At 64.3% G+C, this 20,730-nt stretch carries 16 protein-coding genes; 5 read left to right on the top strand and 11 right to left on the bottom strand.

Annotated elements, in window-relative coordinates:
* Nucleotides 1–102 precede the first annotated feature (102 nt).
* Entirely contained in the window at nucleotides 103–1,188 is a 1,086-nt protein-coding gene (locus AC1DD3_RS11540) for a zinc-binding dehydrogenase (RefSeq protein WP_476881686.1), read from the bottom strand.
* 198 nt (nucleotides 1,189–1,386) lie between these two features.
* Between AC1DD3_RS11540 and AC1DD3_RS11535 the strand changes: the two genes are divergently transcribed.
* Complete coding sequence (locus AC1DD3_RS11535; RefSeq protein WP_476881685.1) at nucleotides 1,387–2,478, top strand: Zn-dependent alcohol dehydrogenase; 1,092 nt, start codon at nucleotides 1,387–1,389, stop codon at nucleotides 2,476–2,478.
* 120 nt (nucleotides 2,479–2,598) lie between these two features.
* Here the strand turns inward: AC1DD3_RS11535 and AC1DD3_RS11530 are convergent, their stop codons facing one another.
* Together AC1DD3_RS11530 and AC1DD3_RS11525 are read right to left on the bottom strand one after the other, a co-directional pair.
* The gene (locus AC1DD3_RS11530) at nucleotides 2,599–4,104 is read right to left on the bottom strand and encodes a carboxylesterase family protein (protein WP_476881684.1); all 1,506 of its coding nucleotides are present in this window, start codon (nucleotides 4,102–4,104) and stop codon (nucleotides 2,599–2,601) included.
* The gene (locus tag AC1DD3_RS11525) at nucleotides 4,101–6,092 is read right to left on the bottom strand and encodes a flavin-containing monooxygenase (protein ID WP_476881683.1); all 1,992 of its coding nucleotides are present in this window, start codon (nucleotides 6,090–6,092) and stop codon (nucleotides 4,101–4,103) included. Before AC1DD3_RS11525 ends, AC1DD3_RS11530 begins: the two co-directional genes overlap by 4 nt.
* A gap of 221 nt (nucleotides 6,093–6,313) precedes the next feature.
* Here AC1DD3_RS11525 and AC1DD3_RS11520 point away from each other — a divergent pair, with 221 nt between their 5' ends.
* Nucleotides 6,314–7,021, top strand: coding sequence for a GntR family transcriptional regulator (locus AC1DD3_RS11520; protein ID WP_476881682.1), 708 nt, complete (start codon nucleotides 6,314–6,316; stop codon nucleotides 7,019–7,021).
* Between the two features lie 110 nt (nucleotides 7,022–7,131).
* On the opposite strand, the gene AC1DD3_RS11515 is transcribed toward AC1DD3_RS11520, so the two are convergent.
* Genes AC1DD3_RS11515 through AC1DD3_RS11500 form a run of 4 tightly spaced genes read right to left on the bottom strand, consistent with a single transcriptional unit; the run spans nucleotide 7,132 to nucleotide 10,648 of the window.
* On the bottom strand, nucleotides 7,132–7,938 hold the full coding sequence (locus tag AC1DD3_RS11515; RefSeq protein WP_476881681.1) for an ABC transporter ATP-binding protein: 807 nt from the start codon (nucleotides 7,936–7,938) through the stop codon (nucleotides 7,132–7,134).
* 35 nt (nucleotides 7,939–7,973) lie between these two features.
* On the bottom strand, nucleotides 7,974–8,825 hold the full coding sequence (locus AC1DD3_RS11510; protein ID WP_476881680.1) for an ABC transporter permease: 852 nt from the start codon (nucleotides 8,823–8,825) through the stop codon (nucleotides 7,974–7,976).
* The gene (locus AC1DD3_RS11505; RefSeq protein ID WP_476881679.1) at nucleotides 8,818–9,597 is read right to left on the bottom strand and encodes an ABC transporter permease; all 780 of its coding nucleotides are present in this window, start codon (nucleotides 9,595–9,597) and stop codon (nucleotides 8,818–8,820) included. The genes AC1DD3_RS11510 and AC1DD3_RS11505 overlap by 8 nt, the downstream gene beginning before the upstream one ends.
* A 37-nt stretch (nucleotides 9,598–9,634) precedes the next feature.
* Nucleotides 9,635–10,648 (bottom strand): ABC transporter substrate-binding protein, encoded by a 1,014-nt coding sequence (locus AC1DD3_RS11500; RefSeq protein ID WP_476875884.1) that lies wholly within the window; start codon nucleotides 10,646–10,648, stop codon nucleotides 9,635–9,637.
* Nucleotides 10,649–10,785: 137 nt separating this feature from the next.
* Here AC1DD3_RS11500 and AC1DD3_RS11495 point away from each other — a divergent pair, with 137 nt between their 5' ends.
* The gene (locus AC1DD3_RS11495) at nucleotides 10,786–12,291 is read left to right on the top strand and encodes an aldehyde dehydrogenase family protein (protein WP_476881678.1); all 1,506 of its coding nucleotides are present in this window, start codon (nucleotides 10,786–10,788) and stop codon (nucleotides 12,289–12,291) included.
* Between the two features lie 140 nt (nucleotides 12,292–12,431).
* Here AC1DD3_RS11495 and AC1DD3_RS11490 read toward each other — a convergent pair whose 3' ends face one another.
* Nucleotides 12,432–14,024 (bottom strand): FAD-binding oxidoreductase, encoded by a 1,593-nt coding sequence (locus tag AC1DD3_RS11490; protein WP_476881677.1) that lies wholly within the window; start codon nucleotides 14,022–14,024, stop codon nucleotides 12,432–12,434.
* Between the two features lie 148 nt (nucleotides 14,025–14,172).
* Between AC1DD3_RS11490 and AC1DD3_RS11485 the strand changes: the two genes are divergently transcribed.
* Nucleotides 14,173–15,123: a LysR family transcriptional regulator gene (locus AC1DD3_RS11485; RefSeq protein WP_230117407.1), complete on the top strand. Its 951-nt coding sequence runs from the start codon at nucleotides 14,173–14,175 to the stop codon at nucleotides 15,121–15,123.
* An 11-nt stretch (nucleotides 15,124–15,134) separates the two neighbouring features.
* Here the strand turns inward: AC1DD3_RS11485 and AC1DD3_RS11480 are convergent, their stop codons facing one another.
* The 3 genes from AC1DD3_RS11480 to AC1DD3_RS11470 form a co-directional block, all read right to left on the bottom strand.
* Nucleotides 15,135–16,442: an NtaA/DmoA family FMN-dependent monooxygenase gene (locus tag AC1DD3_RS11480; RefSeq protein ID WP_230117408.1), complete on the bottom strand. Its 1,308-nt coding sequence runs from the start codon at nucleotides 16,440–16,442 to the stop codon at nucleotides 15,135–15,137.
* 198 nt (nucleotides 16,443–16,640) lie between these two features.
* Nucleotides 16,641–17,963: an MFS transporter gene (locus AC1DD3_RS11475; RefSeq protein ID WP_230117409.1), complete on the bottom strand. Its 1,323-nt coding sequence runs from the start codon at nucleotides 17,961–17,963 to the stop codon at nucleotides 16,641–16,643.
* 230 nt (nucleotides 17,964–18,193) lie between these two features.
* On the bottom strand, nucleotides 18,194–19,087 hold the full coding sequence (locus AC1DD3_RS11470; RefSeq protein WP_230117410.1) for a VOC family protein: 894 nt from the start codon (nucleotides 19,085–19,087) through the stop codon (nucleotides 18,194–18,196).
* 379 nt (nucleotides 19,088–19,466) lie between these two features.
* Between AC1DD3_RS11470 and AC1DD3_RS11465 the strand changes: the two genes are divergently transcribed.
* Complete coding sequence (locus AC1DD3_RS11465) at nucleotides 19,467–20,717, top strand: MFS transporter (protein ID WP_476875880.1); 1,251 nt, start codon at nucleotides 19,467–19,469, stop codon at nucleotides 20,715–20,717.
* The last annotated feature ends 13 nt before the right edge of the window (nucleotides 20,718–20,730 follow it).

Here is a 20,730-nt window from a genome sequence, read left to right as displayed (position 1 = left end):
GGCACCTGGGAACTTTCACAACATTGTGAGATGAAAATGCATTCTTTGATTGATTTTATATAAAAAGAGTGACCTTGGCAATGCCCTCCTGGTGCGCTCCGGTCAGAACGACGTGATGACGCTGCGGGCGATCGCACCGGACTCCTGCAGGCGGTAGGCGTCATTGATCCCCTCGAGCGGAATTTCCTGGGCCACCAGGTCATCGAGGTTCAGGCGACCCTGCAGGTAGAGCTCGGCGTACATCGGAATGTCCCGGCGGATGTTGCTCGATCCCATGTAGACGCCCTGGATTCGCCGCTGCGAGGCGATGAGTGAGCGCAGCACGTCCACCTCCAGGGGCGCGCCCTGCGGGATGCCGATGAAGTAGGCGCCGCCGCCCACCCGGGTCATCTCGATGGCCTGGGCCTGGGTTACCCCCAGCCCGATTGCCTCGAAGGAGTGATGCACGCCGCGGCCGCTGATCCCCCGCACCTTGGCCACAGCATCATCTTCGCTGGAGTTCACCACGTGGGTGGCGCCGAACCGTGCGGCCAGTTCGAGCTTGGCCGGATGCACATCGACGCCAATGATGGTGGTGGCCCCGGCGATCCTGGCGCCGGACAGGATATTAAGGCCGATGCCGCCCAGCCCGATGACGGCAACAGCGTCGCCCGGCTGGACCTTCGCCGTATTAAGCGCCGCCCCCACGCCGGTAATGGCCGCACAACTGAGCACGGCAGCTTGGGGGAAGGGCACCTCCTTGGGGATCCGCACCAGGGTGTTGGCGTGGCAGATGGTGTACTCGGCAAAGGCGGCGACACCAAAGGCGTGCACATCCCCGCCGCCCCTGCGCAGCTTGGCGCCGGCAGCGAGCGGCCGGGAGACCTCGCCGGGATTGACACAGCGGTAGCTGTGGCCGGCCAGGCATTCCTCGCAATGCCCGCAGAACTTCACTTCGGAGCCAACCACGTGGTCCCCGACGGCGAGGTCCCGGACGTCGGGACCGACGGCGGCCACGATGCCGGCCATTTCATGTCCAACAACCATGGGAAGCGGGCGCCCGCGGTCGATCGAGGCGACGAGCAGATCCGAATGGCACAAGCCGGCAGCCTTGACCTCCACGAGGACCTCGCGGCCCACCGGATCCCCGATGCTGATCTCTTCCACATCAAAACGGCCGTTGATTTCGTTGATGACTGCAGCTTTCATCGTTGACTCCCTTGTCTGGTGGCGAGCTTGCCTGGTGATGCACTTACCTGATGGGCGTGGACTGGCGCCCGTTAAAATGTGACTAATAATCGATAATCTAGTTATTTTGCACTTCACCAGACACTATATTTATATTTATGGTCTGAGCCACGTCCATGCCGGTCATCCCGGCTCATTCATTGAGGGGAACAAACGGTCATGAAAGCAGCAGTGCTCGACGGTGTAGGTCAGCCGTTCCAAGTCCAGGACATCGACATCGCCGATCCGATGGGCCGTGAGGTGCTTATCGACGTCCGCGCCAGCGGCTTGTGCCATAGCGATATGCATGTGGCCGAGACCAACGTGGGATTCCCCATGCCCGCATTGCTCGGCCACGAGATCGCCGGGGTGGTGGCCGAAGTAGGCCCGGACGTCACGGAGTTCCGCGTCGGCGATCACGTGGTGTCCTCGCCGATCCACAGCTGCGGCCATTGCCGGGGTTGCCTGACCGGCCGCCCCTACCAGTGCCGCCATCCACAGGAAACCCAGCGGACCCCAGGCCACGGCCCGCGGCTGAGCCGCAACGGCGACGCGCTGACGCAGTTCATCGGCGTCGGCGGTTTCGCCGAGCAGGTGCTCGTCCACGAGAATACGGTGGTCTCTGTCAGCAAGGACATCCCATTCGACCGCGCCGCCCTGCTGGGCTGTGGGGTGGTGACCGGGGCCGGGGCGGCCATCAATTCGGCGCGCATCCGTCCCGGAGATACCGTTGCCGTCATCGGTTGCGGCGGGGTGGGGCTCAACGTCATCCAGGGTGCCGCCCTTGCCGGGGCGCGCAGGATCATCGCAATCGATCTGCAGCCAGGGAAGCTCGAACTCGCCAAGGTCTTTGGTGCCACGGACATCGTCAATGCCGGGGACGGGGACTCCGTGCAGGCCGTCAAGGACCTCTCCGGCGGCGGAGTCACCTGCGCCTTCGAGGTGATCGGCCTGAAGCAGACAGCAATGGACGCCGTCGCGATGCTGGACATCGGCGGGACTGCGTTCCTCATCGGTGTCCAGAAACCGGAAACCCGCCTGGAAGTGACTCCCTTCGGCGACCTGATGGGCAAGCAGAAGGGCATCCGGGGCGTGGCCATGGGCTCCACCAACCTCAAGATCGACATCCCCATGTACGCGGAACTGTACCTGCAGGGCCGCTTCAAGCTGGATGAACTGGTCTCCCGGCACATCTCGCTGGACCAGATCAATGAGGGTTACGACCTGCTGCGCGGCGGTTCAGTGGCCCGCTCGGTGATCACCCACTTCTGAATTTTTCGGATCCGCACAGACCCCTTAACACCAGTGGAGCCGCCCTTTCGGACGGCTCCACTGGTGTTTCCGGCAGCTGATGTTTCCGGCCGGTTGGTGTTTCCGGCAGGTGCGGCGGACTTAGCGCCGCGGCCGCAGTTCAGGCTCGACGCCGACCGCCTCACCGCCGGCTTCGGTCACCGCATACAATGACGGGCTCCTCGGATCGGAACGCGGCACGGCGTGGCCTTCGGGCGTCCGCGCCACGCCGTCGGCGACGAAGCCGAGCAGCAGCGCTCGCACGCGGTCCGACACCGAGTCGAAGACGTCCCCGGGGAACCCCTCGAGCATGGGCGCATCCTGCCAGTCCGCGCGGTTCCCGAAGAGGAACGGAAGTTCGAAGCAGTGCGGGGCGCCGGCGCCGTCGAGCCTGCTGCGCACGGAGAACCGCAGCAGCGTGGCCGGGATTCCGGCGCGGGCCGCCTGGCCTGCAAGCTCGGTGGCGGCGAGCCGGAACTGGTGCAGGCTCATGGCCTCCACCAGCTTCGCGTGGTTCGTCGCCCCGGGATGCCGTTCCCCGATGAAGGACAGTGCCTCGACGGCGGCTTCGAAGTGCGCGCCGACGAAGCCGGCAAGCTGTTCCGGGCCTACGGCCTGGACGGGCAGGGCGTGCAGGAACGCGGCGGCCTCATCATCGGTGCTGCTCAACAGCAGCGCGTCCACGTGCATTGCGGCCGCCGCGGCCTCGAAGTCCAGGGCCCATGACGGAACCAGCTCCCCGTCGGCGGCCGGCATCAGGCCCAGTCCCCTGCCCGCATAGGCCTTGGACACCGCGGCCTGGGCGGCCAGGATCTCCCCGGCCGTAGCCGCGGATTCCGGCGAACCGTCCCCCGCACCGTCACCGACTCCGAGTGCGGCGGCGAAAATCTTGGACCGCTCGTCGAACTCCGCGGCGTTCAGCGGCGGCTGCCAGGGCAGGCTGAACAGGGCGGTCCGGCTGAACAGTCCGCGCGCCTGCTCGGCGAAACTGAGCACGTAGGCGTACCACGCCCCTGCCGAATGCCCCGCCAGGGTGGTGGCCGAGGGATTGCCGCCGAACGCGGCGATGTTGCGGTGAATCCATGTCAACGCCTGCAGGATGTCCCCGGCGGCAAGGTTGCGTGGACCAAGGTCCGCAGTGCCGCCGGCCCCGCCGGCGCCGTCGAGCAGTCCGAGCGCGCCCAGCCGGTAGTTAACGGTGACCACCACGGCGCCGCCCTCCTGGGCGAGCCGGGCGCCGTCGTACCAGCGCACATTCCCGGCGCCGCTGATGAAGGCTCCCCCGGGCAGGAAGACCAGGACCGGGAGGTCCTTCGCACCTTCAGGCGCCCAGATGTCCAGCAGGAAGGAATCTTCGCTCTGCGGCATCCGGGACAGTGCGGGGCCGAGCAACCAGTCCAGGGATCCTGGACCCTGCGGGAACACCGTCGCAGGGGCCTGAGGCCGCTCGGGTGACGGATCACCCAGCGCGGAGAAGCGGTCTGAGGGATCCAGCCGCTCGCCGTACCGGACGCCGCGGACGCAGACGACGCCGTCGTCCGTTTCCGCGACGTACACGGCCTCCCCGGCCCGGAGCCCCGCCAGCGGTTCCGTTGCAGCGGAGCTCATGCCAGCTGGTTGTAGTCGTCGAGGTTCACGGTGCGGGTGATCTTCCAGAAGTCCAGTACCGGGTGGGGCCAGATCTGGGAGACACGGCCGAACTTGTTCTTGTACCAGGTGTGCACGCTGGGGTGGCCCCACGCCTTGGTGGCGTTGGCCGCATCGAGGCCCGCGACGAACGCGTCAAGGACTTCCTGCTTCAGATCCAGGGCCTTGAGGTCGTTTTCAATGATGAGACGCAGCGACTCGAGGATGTATTCGACGCCGTATTCGATCATCGAGTACAGGCTGCCGTTAACCACGTGGCCGGTGTTGGGGCCGGTGATGATGAACAGGTTCGGGAAGTTCGGAACTGTGAGGCCGGCGAAAGCCTTGGCATCGCCGCCCCAGTAGTCATGCAGGTCGGTGCCGTTGAGGCCGGTGATCTTCAGTGGCTCAAGGAACTGCGAGGCCTGGAAGCCTGTGGCGTAGACGATGATGTCCACCTCGTGGAGCACCCCGTCCTTGGTGACGATGCCCGCCGGGGTCATGCGTTCGATGCCCTCGGTGACCAGCGCGGACTGCGGCTTCTTCAGCGACTCGGCCCAGACGCCGTTGTCCCGGAGCATGCGCTTGCCGCCCACGATGTAGTCCGGGGTGACCTTGGCGATCAGGTCCGGGCGGTCCTGGTACTGCTTGGCCAGAATGTCGGTCAGCCCTTGGCGCCACTTCGCGTTGACGGCGGACACACTGCCAGGCTTGTCCCAGCCCGGTTCCGCCACGGTGGTGTGCTGCCGGCCTTCGACGCCGAGCCAGTGCTGCCAGAACCGCAGCCACTGTCCGTAGTGCGGGAGCTTGCGGACCAGCCACTGGACCGAGTCAGGCATGTCCGCGTAGTAGCCCTGGGTGGGCAGCATCCAGGGTGAGCTGCGCTGGAAGACGGTCAGCGATGAGACCTGGTCCACGATCGCAGGGACAATCTGGTAGGCGCTGGCGCCGGTGCCGATGACGGCCACGCGCTTGCCGGTCACGTCGACGCTGTTGTCCCACTCGGCCGAGTGCATCTGGATGCCGGCAAAGTCCTCGCGTCCCGGAACGTCCGGGTACTTGGGGCGGTCCAGCTGACCGACGGCGGAGAGCACGGCATTGAACTGCCGGCTGACCGGCTGGCCGGCGGCGTCGATGATGTCCACGTTCCACAGTCCTGTGGCCTGGTCGTAGCTGGCGGAAGTGACCTCGGTGTTGAACTCGATCTCACCTAGGATGCCGCCACGCTCGGCGACCTGCCGGGTGTATTCGAAGATCTCCGATCCCTGCGAGAACTGCTGGGGCCAGTCGTCACGCTGGGCGAAGGAGAAACTGTAGGCGTAGTTCGGTGTATCGAGGCGCACACCCGGGTAGGTGTTCTTCCACCAGGTGCCCCCGACGGTGTGCCCCTTCTCGAACACGGTGTAGGGAATCCCGGCCTGTTTCAGCCGGTAGGCAGCCGCCATGCCGGAGACCCCGGAACCGATGACGGCCACGCTGAAGTCCCGCCCCACGGCGATCTCATCGAAGTCCCACGTCGGCTTGCCGCTCTTGCCCTCCACCAGGGCCATGTCATGCATCAGCATGGGGTGGTACTCGGGGTTGGCCGCGTTGGTGATCCAGGTCACGATGTCATCGGCCTGAGCCTCGGTCAGCATCCCGACGCTGGTCAGCTGCTCCTCGCGCACCCGCTTAAGCGCCTCGAATGCGAGTCCGCGGGCCTGTGCCTGCTGTTCCGGGCTCATGCCGCCGTGCGGCTTGCCGACGATCTCCGCCGGCGGCTGCGGGGGACGCAGGTCCTCGCGCAGGATGGAGAAGTCTCCCGTTACTGCCGCAAGCGCCACCATCAGCGCCGGAAGGTCGGAGGTGTCGACGACCTGGCGCAGGAACTGGTCGTCTTCCGTGATGGGCTCGTACCGGTCCCTCCAGTAGAGGTCGTCGACAGAGCACTCCTCGCGGGCTTGGACTGCTTCGGTGGTGGAGTTGGTCACGGCGGTTCTCCTTGGTGGTGACGGAATCTTTACGGGGGCTTCGATGGCACGGCCTACACATGGAGGCCTTTCCCCAACGACGGCGTTGCGGGAGTCTCGTGCCACCGCGCCCTGACACCTGCTGTGCTTGAGGTCTCTCCGTGGGGCTGCTTCAAGTCTAGTATCGATATTGCATAAGTCAATAAAGAAAACATTATCCTGCGGCGGGTAGAATAATGCACATGTCGAAAAGTATCGAATCTGAGACCCTCAGCACCCAGATCCGGGACTCGCTCCGGGATGACATTCTGGCCGGCCGCTGGGCCGCAGGAGACAAGCTCCAGCTGGTTGCGCTCACTAAGCATTACAAGACCAGCAGTACGGTCATCCGTGAGGCGCTGACGCGTCTCGTGGGGGACCGTCTGGTGACCCTCAAGCCGAACCGTGGCTTCTTCGTGCCAACGCTCTCGCTGGCCGAGATCAAGGACATCAACGAACTGCGCTGTGTCTCGGAGGAGTTCGGGATCGGACTGGCGGTCCAGCGCGGAGATCTGGCGTGGGAATCCGAGCTGATCGCAGCCCACCACACGCTGGAGCGGACCCTTTACCGCGACGAGAGCGGCGAGCTGACGGATGCCTGGAACCACGCCCACCAGGCCTTCCATGCCAAGCTACTCGAGGCCTGCGGTGTCCCTGTGCTGATCGACCTCGCTTCGACACTGTCCGACCTGTCCCAGCTGTACGGCCGCTGGGCGGGCCACGCCACCCGCGCCACGGGCCGCGACATCGCCCAGGAGCACCGGGAAATCCTCGCCGCGGCTTTGGACAGGAATGCCGAGCTTGCCTCCCGGCTCATCCGGAACCACTACGAGACGACGCTGCACGCCATCCTGAAGTCCGCGATCGAGGAGGGCACCGCCGAGAGCGTCCGCGAGAATGCCAAAGCCTAGCCGCCTAGCTGTACTAGCCCGGGAGCCCAGCCCCAGGCGCAGGCGCAGAAAGCCCTCCGGGATCCCAGTAAGGGAACCCGGAGGGCTTTGTCAGTTGGGCCGCGTCGGGCCTAGTGGTCCCGCAGGCGGTGCAGGATGCGTGCCCGTGCATCCGCAAAGCGGGGGTCCGCCTTGGTCTCGACCTGGTCGCGGTGGTCACCGAAGCCGGTCTCGATCACGTCCACCACGGTGGCGGGCTTCTCCGCCAAGACGATCACCTTGTCCGCCAGGTACAGCGCTTCATCGATGTCGTGCGTGACCAGGATGATGGTTACGCCCAGGGTCGCCTGGAGGTCGATCACGAGGTCCTCGAGGTCGAACCTGGTCTGGGCGTCCACTGAGGCGAACGGTTCGTCCATCAGCAGGACCTTGGCGTTATAGGCCAGGGCCCGGGAGATGGCCACGCGCTGCTGCATGCCCCCCGACATTTCCCACGGATACTTGTGGCCCTGGCCCGCCAGGCCCACGGCCGCAAGGTTCTTCTCCGCGGTTTCATTCCGTTCTTTTTTGCTCACGCCGCGGCCTTGCAATGGAAAGGCAACATTCTCCAGTGTGGTCATCCAGGGCATGAGCGAGCGGCTGTAGTCCTGGAAGACCACGGCAAGGTCCCGGTGGGGGCCGTTGATGACTTCCCCGCCGACGCTCACGGTGCCGCTCCGGGGTTGGATCAGGCCCGAGAGGCACCGCAGCAGGGTGGTCTTGCCGACGCCGGACGGACCGACGATGGAGACGAATTCCCCGTCGTTTACATCGAGGTTCAGATCGTTCAGGATCTTGTTCTCGGAGTCACCGAAGCCGTAACTCATCGTCAGCCCTTGGACCTGGAGCAGCGGCTTCGTCGCCACCTGCACCTCTTCGGGCGCTGCCTGAATGGCCATGGAAGCTCCTTCAATTTTCTGTTGGATCGGGGGTGTCATTTTGCGCCTGACTTGAAGTACCAGCTCAGGATCCTGCGTTCAAGGACGACGAACAGGAGGGAAAGGATGTATCCGATGACGCCAACGAGCAGCGCGCCCGCCCACGTCTCGGGCACCATGAAGGTCGCGGAGGAATTGAGGATATAAAAACCCAGGCCCTTGTTGGCGGCGAAAAGTTCGCTCACCACCATGACCGTGATTCCGATCGGAAGCGCCACGCGGACGCCGGCCACGATCTGCGGCAGCGCGGCCGGGAGGACCACCTTGCGGAAATGCAGCCCGCGCGGGATCCGGTAGACCCTGGAGAACTTCCGGATGGTCGGTTCGACGCCCAGAACACCGTCAATGGTGTTCAGCAGCACCGGCCACATGCAGGCAAACGCGATCGTGTAGATCTTGGGCCCCTGTCCGATTCCGAACGCGCCGATGATCAGCGGAACCAGCGCGGCCTGGGGAACGGACCGGAAGAAGTGGATGACCGGATCCACAATTTCCCGCAGCCGTTTCGTCTCACCGAGGATCAGTCCCCCGATAATTCCGACGGCCACCGCGATCAGGAGGCCGGCAGCAAGGTTCCCCAGGCTGTAGGCGGCTCCCTCGGCGATCACGCCGTTGAAGAGGTCCCGGCCCAGGCTGGTCAGGATCGACTCGAGGGAAGGGATGAAAACGTTGGTGCTGTCCGCCGACGCGATCCACCAAATGGCGAACACGACGACGATCAGCCACGCCCGTTGCAGTACGTTCAGGGCCATCTGGGCGGGACTGCTGCGCACGCGCTCCGCTTCCGGTCTCCTTGCCCTGGCCTCAGTTTCCGGCTTTGGTGCCGAACGAAGGGCTGTATCAGTCATTGTTCTGCCTGTTCCATTTGAGGATCCGGCCCTCGGCGAAGTTGAGCAGGCTGGCGATACTCCAACCCACCAACCCGGCGAAGAAGAGGTATGCGAACGCCGAATCCCATCGCTGTGCCTGCTGGGCCAGGGTGATCTGCCGGCCGATTCCCGGCGTCTGACTGAGCACCTCGACGCCGACGGCCACGAGGATGGAGATCGAGGCCGAGATCCGGATTCCGGTGGCAATGAAGGGGGTGGCGCTCGGGAGCAGGACCCGGCGGAACCGGAGCAACGCGGGAATCTGGAAGATCCGCACTGTATCCACCACCGCAGATTCCATGCGCCGGGCGCCATAGATTGTCTGCACCAGCACGGGCCAGAGGCAGGACAGGGCGACGACGACGGTCTCCATCTGGGCTGTGGCACCCAGGAGCATGATGACCACCGGCATCAGCGCCAGCACCGGGAAGGAACGCCCGAAGTCGATCAGGATCGACGTCGAGCGGTCCAGCGCGCGGACGGAGCCGATCAGCAGGCCGAGTACCGTTCCAACTGCCACTGCGATTAGCCAACCGCTGACGGCTGCGGTCATGGTCTGCGCCAACGCTGACCAGAACGTTGCCGAGGCCAGCGACGCGCCGATGGAGGACGCAAGGGCGGCGACTCCTGGCGTCATCGAAGGAAGCGTGCCGCTCCAGATGATTACCTGCCAGATGGCCAGGAGTGCAGCCACTGCCAACAGCCGCTGGGTGGTCAAACCCCAGTCCGGCGACTTTGTGCTTGTCTTCATATCGATCTCTCCGTCATGTTCCTGAGCCCGTGCAGCGTTACTTGGTGAAGCGCGGCGCGTCGGCCCAGAGCATGGCCTCGGCGGTCAACGGCTTACTGACGAACCCGAGCTCTTTCATGGCGTCGATGCCGGCCTGTCCGGTCACCAGGTTGATGGAAGTATTAACCGGCACGTAGGACTTGGGATTGACCTTCGCGGCGTCCACCTGCTTGATCCGTGCGGTGATGTCCACGATCGCCTTGACGTTTGCCGGGTCCGCGTAGAACTTAGCTGCCTTGGCCATTGCGTCATTGAACTTCTTGGCCGTACCGGGGTTGCTTTTGAGCCACGCGTCGGTGGCAGCCCAGACGGTGACGGGCATGTTGCCCTGGAATTCGCGCACCGGGCTGGCGATGCTCTTGAAGCCCGCGTCGACGAGTTGGTGGTAGAAGGTATCCGCCGCGAACGCTGCATCAACCGTTCCCTGCTCCAGAGCTGCCTGCATGCCCGCGTAGGGAACGGCGATTTCCGTAATCGACTTGGGGTCGATTCCTGCCGCTGCTGCCGCCTGGAGCATCGGGATGTCGCCACCGGTGTTCACGCCGACGACGGCCACGTTCTTGCCCTTCAGATCAGCGACGGTCTTGATGCCGCTGTCCTTGGGGATCAGTATTCCGGAATTGTCGACGTTGGGATCAACGACGCCGTTTCCGGAGATCACCTTCACCGGCATGCCCTTCGCCGTGGCTGTGGTCATGACGCCCCAGGATGCCGTGGTGATGTCCGCCTGCCCGCTGACGGTCTGGGCCAGGTTGGCCGAGGGATCGGCACCGGGGACGATTTCGACGCTCAGGCCGGCTTCATCGAAGAAGCCCTTTTCCTTGGCGATGTACGCCGTTTCGAACTGGATGGGCGCCACGACCACCTTGATGGACGTCTTGCCTTCCGAGGCGCCGGCGGCACCGCTAGCAGTGCTTGGGGCCCCACAGGCGGCGAGGGACAGCAGGGTAAGACCGGCAACAGCCGGTGTCAGGACTTTCGCCAAAAGTGAGCGGCGTTTGTGCTTTTCCATCCAGAATCTCCTCATTGAGTACTGACGCGAATAAATGCATAATTCCTATAACAATGTATCTTGGACAACGTGATGTGGCAACCATCACAGATTGCATAACCCGATTCCGCAGTAAGCAGCCTCCCGGAAGGAAGCCAATGACGCCCCTTACCCAGACCCTCCCCACCACTGCCCGGCCGGACCTGCTGGGCGGGCCGCTGCGCCTGCTGATCGACGGAGAGTGGGTGGAAGGCGGAGCCGAGCCGCTGTCCATCATCGATCCATCCTGCGGAGAGCACCTCGTGGATTCCGCTTCCGCCAGCGCCGATGACGTGGACCGTGCAGTCCAGGCTGCCCGCCGGGCCTTCGACTCGGGTCCGTGGCCGGCACTGTCGCCGGCGCAGCGGAGCCGTCTGATCTGGAAGCTCGGAGAGGCCATCGACGCCGCCGGTGACGAGCTGGCCCTGCTCGAAACGCTGAACACGGGCAAGCCCCTTGGCATTGCCCGGGCATTCGAAATCGGCGGAGCCGCGGAGTCGTTCCGCTACAACGCCGGCTGGGCGACAAAGCTCAGCGGCGAGACGCGCAACGTCTCCCTGCCCGGGGAATGGCACGCCTACACGCTCAGGGAAGCCATCGGCGTCGTGGGTTTGATCGTTCCGTGGAACAGCCCGTTGGCCATCACCGCCGCCAAATTGGCGCCCGCTCTGGCGGCAGGCTGCACCGTGGTGCTCAAGCCCGCGGAACTCACGCCCCTCACAGCGGTCCGGTTGGGTGAACTGGCCCTGGAGGTCGGCTTCCCGCCGGGCGTGCTGAACATTGTCCAGGGCCTCGGCGCCGTCGCCGGCCAGCGGATCGCGGACCACCCGCTCGTGGACAAGATCTCCTTCACCGGATCGACAGCCGTGGGCAAGCACCTGCTGGCCTCCTGCGCGGGGAACCTGAAGCGCGTCTCATTGGAGCTCGGCGGCAAATCCCCTGTGGTCATCTACCCGGACGCGGACCTCGAGCGGGCGATCGACGGGGCGGCGATGAGCATCTTCGGAAACGCCGGCCAGGTGTGCGCTGCGGGCTCCCGCCTGTACGTCCACGAGGCGGTGGCGGATGAGGTGATCGCAGGAATCTCGCAAAGGGCAACGGCGCTGCGGATCGGCGCCGGGACCGACCCGCAGACCCAGATCGGTCCGGTGATTTCCGCCCAGCAGCGCGAAAGGATCCTCGGCTATATCCAGAGCGGCCGCGAGGAGGGCGCGGAGCTGGTCACGGGCGGCGCCGCAGTTCCCGGGGATGGCTTCTTCATCCAGCCCACCATCCTCCGCAACACCACTCATGACATGAGGGTGGTCCGGGAGGAGATCTTCGGGCCCGTGCTCTCTGCGGCAACCTTCCGCGATTCGGACAGTGTTGCAGACATAGTGGCGCGCGCGAATGACACGGTCTATGGACTCTCCTCCACCATCTGGACGAAGGACATTTCCAGGGCCCACCAGTTCGCACGCAGGATCAAGGCGGGCAACGTGCGGGTCAACGCCGCGGGCGGCATGGATGCGAATATGCCGTTCGGCGGGTTCAAGCAGTCCGGCTGGGGCAAGGAGAACGGCCGCGAGGGCGTGGAGGCCTACACCGAGGTCAAGTCCGTCGCGATCAATATCAGCGGCGCCTAGTCGGCAGGCGAAAAAGGGCAGGCGAAAAGGGACAGGCGGAAGAGGCAGGCGGAAGAGGCAGGCGGAAGGGGCCGGACGCTGGTTTGTTCAACCAGCGTCCGGCCCCTTCCGCCGTTAAGGGAAAGCCGGGGACAGCCGCTCTACAGCGGGACAGCCGACTCCTCGACGCCGTCGGGCGCCTCCGCTCCGACCTCGCGGTAACGCCGCGGCCAGACCCCCTGTTTTCCGGGCGACAGGATGCCGTTGGGATCCAGCGCGTCCTTCAGCGTCTCCTGGAGCCGGCGGATGGCGTTGTTGTTGTAGTCGAAACCGTCGGCGATGACGTCCATGTAGTCCACATGGCTGCGGTAGGGCGCGTAACCATGGCTGCGGGCAGCCGCCAGCAAGGCTGAGTAGAGCGCCCGTGCGCGCGCCAGCTGCTCCTGGTTGTCGTTTTCGAAGAAAATCATGGTCACGTGCACCATGTGGCGCGGGTACAGGTGGTAACCGATGTACAGGTCGAAGCCGAACCGGCGGTACAGTTCTTTGGCTTCCCGGTAGAACGCCCACACTTCCTCCCCGCGGGCGGGAATGATGGGGGCCGCATCAATATGCCCGCCGTTTTCTGCCGCCCATGCCACCGTGGACAGCGGCTTGAGCGTGGGCACTCCGGCCATCTGCGTGCGGTCCATGTCGGCAATGTCGTCATAAGCGACCTGCACGCCTTCCGCACCTTCATAGAGACGGGCTTTGACGGTGAACCCTTCAAGTCCGGCGAAGCGCTCCCGAATGATCTCAAGCCTTCGCTGGGCGAGCCCTTTGTCGCCGTAGATGGCGAACTTGGCGTTCCACTGGCCAATGCCCATCTCCTGGCGCATTTCCTCCAGGCGGTCGTCCGGAATGGACCCCTCGCCCTCATACCAGCGCGAGCGCGGACCGTTCATGGTGGCCGCCCGCACCACGTTGCCGCAGAGGGCGTTGTTCTGGATGACGTCCTCGCGCCGGAGCTGGGTCAGGATGTCCACCAACCTGGGCATGTCCTCCTCGCGCTCCACCACAACGTCGCCGTTGATGTAAACATCCGGCCAGGGCATCAGCCAGAGTCCGATCTTGGTGACAATGCCGAGATTGGACTGGGTGAAGATGCTGTCCAGGGTCGGGCCGAAGCCGCCTTTGAAGATGGGCCCGAGTTCCGTTCCCTCCATGGCCCACATTCCGGTCCGCACCAGTTCGCCGTCCGGCAAAACCACCTCCATGCCGCAAATGGACTGCACATGGTCCCCCATGGGCGTCATGCCGTAGCCGCGGTCCAGCGCGTTGCCCAGGATCGACCCCCACCCGAGGGCGGGAACTGACATCCACAGCTTCAGGTCCTTCTCCTGGATGTGTTCGAAGAGGTCGAAGAAGCTGACTCCGGGCTCGATGACGGCGTAGTTAAGCTGGTCGTTCACCTCGATGATCTTGTCGAGGCGGCTCAGATCGAGCGCCACCATTCCCCGTGTGCGCGGTTCCGGTCCCCCGTAGCCCAGGTTCTTGCCCTTGGAGAAGGACCACAGCGGAACGCCGGTGTCGTTGGCGAGCCGGACGGTCGCCTGGACCTCCTCCACGCTCCCGGGACGCACGCCCGGCCACTTCGCCCGGCCGGTGTTCAGGGGGTACGGATCGATGTAGCCCTCTTTGGGCGTGGCACGGACAACATTGTCTGCGCCGACAATGGCTTCTGCCTGGTCGAGGAATCTGGCTTGGGCGTCCATCTACGTTCACGTCACTTTCGGAGGAGGTGCCGCTGCTGCGGCGGTAACTGTGGCGCCGGCGGTCGGAGCCATTTCTTTCATGATGACAAGCAGAGCTTCTCAAGTAAATCGTCTCTTTCTGCTCAACGTTGTCAGTAGAATTGACAATGTGAATATCAGCCTCAACCCCTCGATCACCCTCCGCCAGGTCCTTCACTTCGTGGTGGCGGCCGAAACCGGAACCATGAGCGAGGCGGCACGGCGGCTGCACATGGCGCCGTCGGCCATCTCCATGTCCATCGCGGAACTCGAGCGGATCGTCGGAGCGCAGCTGTGCATCAAGCGCAAGTCAAAGGGACTCACGCTGACGTCGACAGGCATCGTCGTGTTCCGTCAGGCACGCCAGCTTCTTGATCTCGCGGACGAGATCGCGTCGCTCTCCAAGAGGGACAGGACGGACATCCGCGGCCCGCTGACCGTCGGGTGCTTCATGCCACTGGGGCCCACCATCATCCCCCCGATGCTGGCCGACTTTGCAGGCCAATGCCCACACGTGGAGGTGGATTTCATCGAGGGCTACCACGAGGATCTTCAGGAGCGCCTGCTCAACGGTTCCATCGACGCCGCCTTCGTCTACGACATGGACATTTCCCCTGCTCTTAAGACGGCCCCGCTGCTGTCCGTGGAGCCCTACATCCTGCTTCCGGCTGACCATCCGCTGCGTGAGGCAGAGGTGGTCTCGCTCAGGGACGTGGCAGCCATTCCGCTCATTTTCTTCGACGCCCCGCCCATTTCCACGCGCATCCTGGACATGTACCGGGATGCCGGGCTCACTCCGGACATCCGGCACCGCTCGCGCAGCTACGCCACGGTCCGGTCCCTGGTGGCGAGCGGCCGCGGCGTTGCTGTGCTCTTCCAGCAGCCCATGCTGGACGCGCCGTACGAGGAGCTGAAGGTTGTCCTCAAAAGGGTTGCGGAGCCCCGTGTCAACACCCGCACCCCGGCCACCGTTTCGCTGGCCTGGACGCGGAGCATGCGGCTGAATGCCCGCGCCCAGGCGTGGGTGGATGTCGCCGTCGAACGGTTTGGTTCCGCCGGCTCCGCTGCTGAGCAGGCCTAAGCCGAGTGGCCCTACGCAGACGGGTGTGAGAGTCCAAGGTTGTCACGGAGCGTGGTGCCCTCATACTCGGACCGGAAGTAGCCCCGGTCCTGGAGTTCCGGCACCAGCTTGTCGCAGATGAGCTTGAATCCGCCCGGGTTGAAGGGAGCATTGAGGTTGAACCCGTCGCAGGCCTTGGACTCGAACCAGTCCACCATGCGGTCAGCCACCTGGGAGGGAGTGCCGGCCATCCACTGGTGTCCGGTGGAGCGGGCCAGATCCACGATCAGCTCGCGCAAGGTCATGCCCATGTCAACACTCTTCTTGCGGTAGATCTGGTAGCGGCTACCCATCCGGGGGTCGTCGGAGAACCACTCGACCGGGATCGATTCATCGAACTCCAGCTCGGAAAGGTCCATCTTGAGGTCGGCGCCCACCTGCTTGCGGCCGTTGCCCAGGTGCACGTAGCCGGCCAGCTCGTTCGCGAGGTCGTGTGCTTCCTTCTCGGTGTCGCCCAGAATCGGCAGGATGCCCGGGATGATTTTGACGTCGTCGGGGTTCCTTCCCCTCTCGGCCACCATGTTCTTGAACTTGGTATAGAACTCGATGGACGGTTCCTTGAACGGCTGGGCGGTGTAGATGCCGTCAGCCACGGAGGAACCCAGGTCCATTCCTGGTCCCGAGGATCCCGCCTGGACCAGCACGGGACGTCCCTGCGGTGACCGTGGCATGTTGATAGGGCCCTCGACTTCAAAGAACTCACCCTTGTGCCGGATGGCCTTGAGCTTGCTCCGGTCCACGTACTCGCCGGAGGCCCTGTCCACGATGATGGCATCATCGGACCAGCTGTCCCAGAGGCGCTGCACAACGTCAACGAACTCGGTGGCCCGCCGGTAACGCACGGCGGGGTCGGGAACGTCCTCCACACCGTAGTTGCTGAAACCGTCCGACGACGTGACGATGTTCCAGCCGGCCCTGCCGTTGGACATGTGGTCCAGTCCGCACAGCTGCCGGGCAAGATTGTAAGGCTCGGAGAATGACGTGGACATGGTCCCGATCAGGCCGATGTTCTTCGTCCTGGCGGCCAGAGCCGCGAGCACGGTCATAGGTTCATAGAACCCGTTCATCTTGATGTCGCCCCGCATCACCGTGTTGGCATGGACGATGTCGCCGAAGAATACGGCGTCAAGTTTTGCGGCCTCGGCCATGGCAGTCAGGTCTGCCACGAAATCAAGGTTGCCCAGTTCTTCGGCCCGGCTTCCTTCCATCCGCCAGCTGTCCTTGTGGTAGCCCGCGGGCAGCATGAAGGTGGTGAGCACCATGTGATTCTTAGGCTTCATTGCCTGGTTCCTTTCGTGATGTGCGCCTATCCGAGCGCCTCGCTGCCTCCAGCATGGCAGTCATGAGTTGTCGCGTAAATGAGAAGTTTCAGCGCTATGAGTTCAATAAAATTGACAATGCTACGCGCGGACAACCCGCCGCCGAACTGACACCGCCCGCCAGGGCGCATCAGCCGAGGGTGCCGCGTGCGGGTATGCCTAGACTGTGTCGAGTTTGAGGCGCGAGCCCTCACGCGTCAGGCGCACTGCCACGAGGCCCGCCGCCAGGATGACGATCCAGAACGCGGCCACCATCCATACGCCGCCGCCGGCTGCGAGAACCAGGCCCGTGGCGATCATCGGGGTAAAGCCCGCGCCAATCATCGAGGCTCCCTGGTAAGACAGGGACGCTCCCGTATAACGGACGCCGGTGGGGAACTGTTCGGAGATGAAAGCGCCGATGGGTCCAGCGAGTGCCCCCTGAACCAATCCGTTGCCGACAACCACTGCCACCGCAAAGCCCCAGAGGGTCCCATTCGTCAGCAACATGATCAGCGGAAATGCCAGAAGGACGGCTGCCACGCCCGCGCCGGTGAGGACAGCGCGCCGGCCGATCCGGTCACTGAGCCGTGCTGAATAGAAGCAAACGGCCACCGTCACCACGGCGGCGACTCCCTTCCAGTTCAGGACGCCGGAGCGGTCAACGCCGCTTGCCACCGCCATGGAGACACCCCAGACAGTCAGCAGTCCCTGGCAGGCGTAAAACCCCAGGGTCGCCACGAGGGTGACCAGAACGACGCGCGGATGGTGGCGGAGCACCTCGAACAGAGGCGGGTGCTTGATCTTGGCGGCCTCGGCGTCGAGCTTCTGGAAGACGGGCGTCTCTGCCACCCTGAGGCGGATGATCATGCCAACCAGGATCAGCAGGGCGCTGAGCAGGAAGGGTATCCGCCAGCCCCAGACCAGGAACTGGTCGCCGGTCAGGGCGGATACAGCGGACACGACCAGGGTGGCCAGCAGCCCACCGGCCGGTCCGCCGGCATTGGCGAACGCTGCCGCGAGGCCGCGCTTGTTCGCAGGGGCGTGCTCCAAGGCCATCAAAGTGGCGCCGCCCCATTCCCCGCCGACAGCAATGCCCTGGATGATCCGCAGGAGCACCAGCATAATTGGCGCCGCAACCCCTATTTGTGCCGTCGTGGGCAGGAAACCTATAACGACGGTGGCGCCGCCCATCATGAGCATCGACAGCACCAGCATTTGCTTCCGGCCGAGGCGGTCGCCGAAGTGGCCGAAGATGATGCCGCCTACGGGCCGGGCAACGTATCCTGCCGCAAGGGTCGCAAAGGAGGCAAACAGGGAAAGACCCGGACCGAGGTTGGCAAAGAAAACTCGATCAAAAACCAGGGATGCAGCGGTGGCGTAAAGAATGAAGTCGTAGTACTCGATGATGCTGCCGATGAGACTGGAGCCGAGGATGCGGCGCATGTCCTTGGTGTTCAGCGAGTCGGCCGCTGCTGGCTTCCTGCTCGAGGGCAGATTCACCGGCCCCTTATTTCTCTGGGCTGTTTTCGGGTTCAACGTGATCTCTTTTCGAAAGCTGTGAGAGTTTGGTGACCGACGGCGTTGTTGGTCACGTCCCGAGGCAACCCCTTCATTCGCACTTCCAAGCATGACGCAGATCACAGAAGAAGGCCAATCGATCAAACATAACTTTGGCGAAAGTGTTTAATCTGCGCCGGGAAAGGGTCTGGGACATGGGAACGCGGAATCCGTCAGTGGTGCAGGCTGCTGAGGGACCGGCGGTCCACCGGAGCAAGCCCGAACTTGCGGAACTCCAAGGGGCGGTATTCGCCCCACATGTTGTACCAGTTCTCGTCCTCGCCCCACACCACCGGAGGACGGGAGTCGTCGTAGATCTGCTCCAGATCCGTGTAAAGCTCGACGACGGCGCCCGAGGTTTCCACGAAGTAGGCGGCGATATTGTGGCCGGCCCCGTGACGGACCGGGCCCCAGATCAGCTCCCGGCCGAGTTTGTTCAGCCTGTCACCGAGTTTGCCGAGGTCAGCAATGCTTTGCGTCTGCCACGCATGGTGGTGCAGCGTTCCTTCGCCGCGGACCAGGGCGATGCCGTGGTGATCAGGGTTGCAACGCATGAAGTAGGCAAAGTCGTCGCCGATGACGTCCGAGAGCCGGAAGTCCAGGACCCGATGCAGGAACCGCATCATGCCGCCAACGTCCCTGGGGTGAAAGTTGACATGCCCGTAGCGGTCCGGGCCGAAGGACTGCTGGAGGGAAACGTTCTCCTGCATGCCCACGTAGATTTCGAACACGAAGCCTTCGGGCCCAATAAAGGAGAAGCCATCCTCGATACCAACACCGCGGGGATTATTGCTGACGATAGTGAAGTTCTCATCCTCCACGCGCCGGCGGATCTCACGCAGTGCGTCGCCATTCGCTGCTACAAGGCCTAAACCATCAACGCCATCGACATCCGACTCGACGTAGACGAGTTCGTGGTGGACATTAGCGGCAGCGAGATACACGGCATCGGACGTCCGCTCCGTTTCGCGGAGTCCGAGGATCTGAGTTGCATCAAAGACGGATTTACTGAGTTCGGTCGTCTGAATACTTACGTGGCCCATGGCGCTGATCAATCCCCAAGACATCCTTGTCTCCTACTCGTTACGCGGCACTTTCAGATCGCGTCATCAACGGACCTGCATTACAAAATACTATCGTACTTAGAATCGATTATCTATCGAAAAAGTATAATCGCTTCCGGTGCGGGGTCCGCCGACGGGGCCGCGCGGCGGAACCCTTGCGGCGGACGACCGCCGCGGAGCGTGCTGACCGAACATCCTGCACCGGACCATGTTCATGCGCCTGATGGACGGCGGAGCATAAACAGCGCCTGCCCAAGAGTGGTATTCCCGCCGAGACAGGGACTGACAGACCCTGCCTCCCGCTGAATAAATCGGGTAACTTTGATGAAGGACTCCGGCAACCGGCGCCGCCCTCCTCCCCTCTCCTTGAATGGAACCACCCGTGTCTTCCCCGACCTCCGCTACCGCACGTGACCGATTGCCCTTCGGCGCCCTGCTGGTCCTGGCCGCCATCGGCTTCACCGCCATCACCACCGAACTCCTGCCCTCCGGCCTGCTGCCCCAGATCAGCGCCGGCCTGAACGTCTCCGAACCTGTGGCCGGCTATCTGACCGCCGGCTACGCAGCCATCATCGTGGTCGCCGTCATTCCGGCCACCATGCTGCTCGCGCGGGTTCCCCGGAATGTGCTGCTCGTGGTGCTGGTTTTGACCTTCGCCATCAGCAACGTCCTCGTCGGCCTGGTGTCCGACTTCGGCGCGGCCCTGGCCGCCCGGCTGGTGGGCGGCCTGGCCCACGGCGTGCTCTGGTCCACCATGGCGCCGTTCGTCGCCCGGATCGTGCCGGCCCACAAGGTGGGCAAGGCGATCGCCGTCGTGTTCACCGGCAACAGCCTGGGCCTGGCCATCGGAGCCCCGGTGGGCACCGCCCTCGGCGGACTCCTCGGCTGGCGTGCATCCTTCCTGATCCTCGCCGGGACCGGCATCCTCCTGGCCGCCCTGGCGCTCTGGCTTCTCCCCACAGTCCGCCGCATCCCCGACGCCCCGCGCCCCTCCCTTCGCAAGGCGATCGGCCAGCCCGGCGTCAAGATCGTGGCCGTCGCCTGGCCGCTGCTGCTCATGGCGCACTTCGCCCTCTTCACCTACATCGCCCCGTTCATCCGCGAAGCAGGCCTGCCGGACTACGCCATCACCCTCTCCCTCACGGTGCTCGGCGCCTCCGGCCTGGTCGGCATCTGGATTGCAGGCCTCACCGTGGATTCACGGCCGCGCCGTTCGCTGCTGATCACGACGGCGGCCGTCGCCGTTTCGATGCTCCTGCTCCCCGTGCTCGGGGTCACCCTTCCCGGCGCCATCGTGCTCATGGCCGTCTGGGGTGCCGGCCTCGGCGCGATCGGCATCTACAACCAGTCCGCCATCCTCCGGGCCGGCCGCGACTACAAGGACGCCGCGAACGGCCTCACCGTGCTGACCATCCAGGTGGGCATCACCATCGGGGCGGTCTACGGCGCGGCAGCCCTCACCACGGCCGGGCCGCTCCTGGTGCCGGTAGCGGCCGCCGTTCCGGTGGCTGCTGCCCTGGTGATGATTCTGGCGGGCCGCAGGCACGCCTATCCGCCAGGCAGCCGAGAGGCCGGCCGGGCAGGGCACCAAAGCACGGAACCGGCAGCCCAGGACGCACTGCCCAGGCACTAATTGCCCCAGAACT

This window comes from Arthrobacter sp. 05T444, from assembly GCF_056395905.1.
The sequence above is the reverse complement of the archived record's forward strand: the minus strand, read 5'-3'. Positions and strand labels throughout refer to the sequence as shown.

What these genes read in the sequence shown, in the direction of transcription:
- AC1DD3_RS11540 (WP_476881686.1), bottom strand. Translation starts at nt 1,188, where the DNA reads ATGAAAGCTGCAGTCATCAACGAAATCAACGGCCGTTTTGATGTGGAA.
- AC1DD3_RS11535 (WP_476881685.1), top strand. Translation starts at nt 1,387, where the DNA reads ATGAAAGCAGCAGTGCTCGACGGTGTAGGTCAGCCGTTCCAAGTCCAG.
- AC1DD3_RS11530 (WP_476881684.1), bottom strand. Translation starts at nt 4,104, where the DNA reads ATGAGCTCCGCTGCAACGGAACCGCTGGCGGGGCTCCGGGCCGGGGAG.
- AC1DD3_RS11520 (WP_476881682.1), top strand. Translation starts at nt 6,314, where the DNA reads ATGTCGAAAAGTATCGAATCTGAGACCCTCAGCACCCAGATCCGGGAC.
- AC1DD3_RS11515 (WP_476881681.1), bottom strand. Translation starts at nt 7,938, where the DNA reads ATGGCCATTCAGGCAGCGCCCGAAGAGGTGCAGGTGGCGACGAAGCCG.
- AC1DD3_RS11510 (WP_476881680.1), bottom strand. Translation starts at nt 8,825, where the DNA reads ATGACTGATACAGCCCTTCGTTCGGCACCAAAGCCGGAAACTGAGGCC.
- AC1DD3_RS11505 (WP_476881679.1), bottom strand. Translation starts at nt 9,597, where the DNA reads ATGAAGACAAGCACAAAGTCGCCGGACTGGGGTTTGACCACCCAGCGG.
- AC1DD3_RS11500 (WP_476875884.1), bottom strand. Translation starts at nt 10,648, where the DNA reads ATGGAAAAGCACAAACGCCGCTCACTTTTGGCGAAAGTCCTGACACCG.
- AC1DD3_RS11495 (WP_476881678.1), top strand. Translation starts at nt 10,786, where the DNA reads ATGACGCCCCTTACCCAGACCCTCCCCACCACTGCCCGGCCGGACCTG.
- AC1DD3_RS11490 (WP_476881677.1), bottom strand. Translation starts at nt 14,024, where the DNA reads ATGGACGCCCAAGCCAGATTCCTCGACCAGGCAGAAGCCATTGTCGGC.
- AC1DD3_RS11480 (WP_230117408.1), bottom strand. Translation starts at nt 16,442, where the DNA reads ATGAAGCCTAAGAATCACATGGTGCTCACCACCTTCATGCTGCCCGCG.
- AC1DD3_RS11470 (WP_230117410.1), bottom strand. Translation starts at nt 19,087, where the DNA reads ATGTCTTGGGGATTGATCAGCGCCATGGGCCACGTAAGTATTCAGACG.